This is a genomic window from Streptomyces sp. SM11 (assembly GCF_002910905.1).
In the GTDB taxonomy this organism is placed as follows: Bacteria; Actinomycetota; Actinomycetes; order Streptomycetales; family Streptomycetaceae; genus Streptomyces.
This window is the reverse complement of the sequence record NZ_NEUE01000070.1, coordinates 1-1838: the sequence shown is the minus strand read 5'-3', so window position 1 is coordinate 1838 and position 1838 is coordinate 1. Positions and strand designations below refer to the sequence as shown.

Sequence of the window (1838 nt, the reverse complement as noted above, 5' to 3'; positions counted from 1 at the left end):
GGCGGTTCCGGTCCGTACGGGGACGACGACTGGCTCTCCGCGCCCTCCGCGCTGGAGACCCTGGAGTCCGGCGCCGCCGACGGAGGCGCGGACGACGGCGACTGGGCCGCCGCCTACGCCTGGGACAACAGCCCGGTACGGGACGACGACCGGGACAGCCACCGGGACGGCCACCGGTACGACGCCCTCGACGCCGGCCACGACGGCGACCTGTACGGCGAGGGCCCCGGCCCGTACGGCACGCCTTCCCCGGCCGCGTACCCCGTCGGCCCCGACGCCGCCCCGTGGGAGGACCGCGGGGGCGACCTCGCACCGCGCTGGCTCGACCGGGAGATCGGCGAGGGCGGCCCGGAGCTGGTCGCCACCCTCGCCGGGGACCTCCGCAACACCGCGATGGCCGCCATGGCCCCCTACTGGGGCGCCGTCGAACGCGGCCAGGCCGGGGCGCTCGCCGTCTCGCGGACCGAGGAGCGGGTCCGCGAACTGCTGTCGGCCGCCCGCCACCACCTGTGGCGCTACGGGGTGCTGGCCCCGCCGCCGTACCCGGCCGACCACCGGGCCCGCGCCACGGCCGCCGGACTGCTGGGCACCGATTCGCTGCGGGTCGCCGAGCTGGTGGGGCGGGAGGCGGACCGGGGGGCCGTCGTCCAGTTGTCCTCGCCGGAACAGGGGGCCCTCCTGAGCCGCGACCCGGAGGCCGCCCTGTGGATCCGGTTCGCCCCGGGAACCCTCCAGGGCGAGGTCGAGGCCGCCTGGCGCAGGAGTGGTTCGCCGCCGGGCGAGGAGGCGCTGTGGACCTCCTCCGGGCGGTACGCGGGGCTGATCCGGCTCACGCCGCTGCGGATGGGCGTGGTCGACACGGTCCTGCCCCGGCAGAGCACCGGAGGCAGCCCCCGGACCGGCGGCAGCCCCCGGACCGACAGCGACTACCGGCGCGGCGACGACCACCGCTCGGACGACGGCTACCGGACCGACCAGGACTACCGGTCCGACGACGGCCCGGACCGCACCGAACCCTCCTCAGTCCACGCCGAGTCCGGGGAGGACGACCGGTGGTGAGCACCACGGCGCCGGGCCGGTCCGAGTCACCGGGGGCCCCGCGCCCCCACCTCGTGTTCACCGACCCCGCCGGGCGGCGGCGCACCACCCCGGCCCGCTTCGGCCCGCCCTCGCGCCGGGACCCGGCACTGCCCCAGCGCATCCGCAACGGGCTGCTCGACGACCGGGGCCAGCAGTGCGTCCAGGTGTTCCTGTCGGCGGCCGACGCCGCCAACCCGGCGGCCCGCGCCCTGCTCGACACCGAGGCGGGTACCGCGCTCCACCTCGACCGGACCCTGGAGAACACCCCGTACGCGTACCTGTTCCCCACCGTCATCGGCTACGAACTGGACACCGCCGAGCCGTTCCTGCTGTACGCCGCCCCGCGCGGCACCGCCGCCGGGCGCACCCATGTGATCTCCGCGACCGACCAGCGGGTGTTCGCCCGGGACCTGACGCTGGCCCTGTGCCTGCTGGACGGCCAGGGTCTCGTGCCGCGCGGGATCTCCCCCGCGACCGTGCTCTGGGACGGTACGTCGGTGCAGCTCTGGGGTCTTGAGGGCGTCGCCCGCGCGGGACGTCCCCGGACGCCGTGGGGCCGGGCCCCGTTCGCCCCGCCCGAACAGCACCGGGGCGAGGGCCTCGTCGACTCCCGGGACGCGGTGTGGAGTGCCGCCCAGGTGCTCTACCAGCTGGTGACCGGCCGCCCCGGTCCCGCCGACCGGGCCCCGGCCGACCTCGCGCAGCACCGGGTGCTCGCCGGGACGCTGCCCCGCGCGTTCGCCCCCGCAGCGGCCGGC

General features: G+C 77.5%; 2 pseudogenes. Both read left to right on the top strand.

The annotated features are described in order from the left end of the window. Positions 1–1059: pseudogene (locus B9S58_RS04170) on the top strand (hypothetical protein); the annotation flags it as partial. Then, positions 1056–1838 (top strand): annotated as a pseudogene (locus tag B9S58_RS04165) (hypothetical protein); the annotation flags it as partial. The pseudogenes B9S58_RS04170 and B9S58_RS04165, both read left to right, overlap by 4 nt.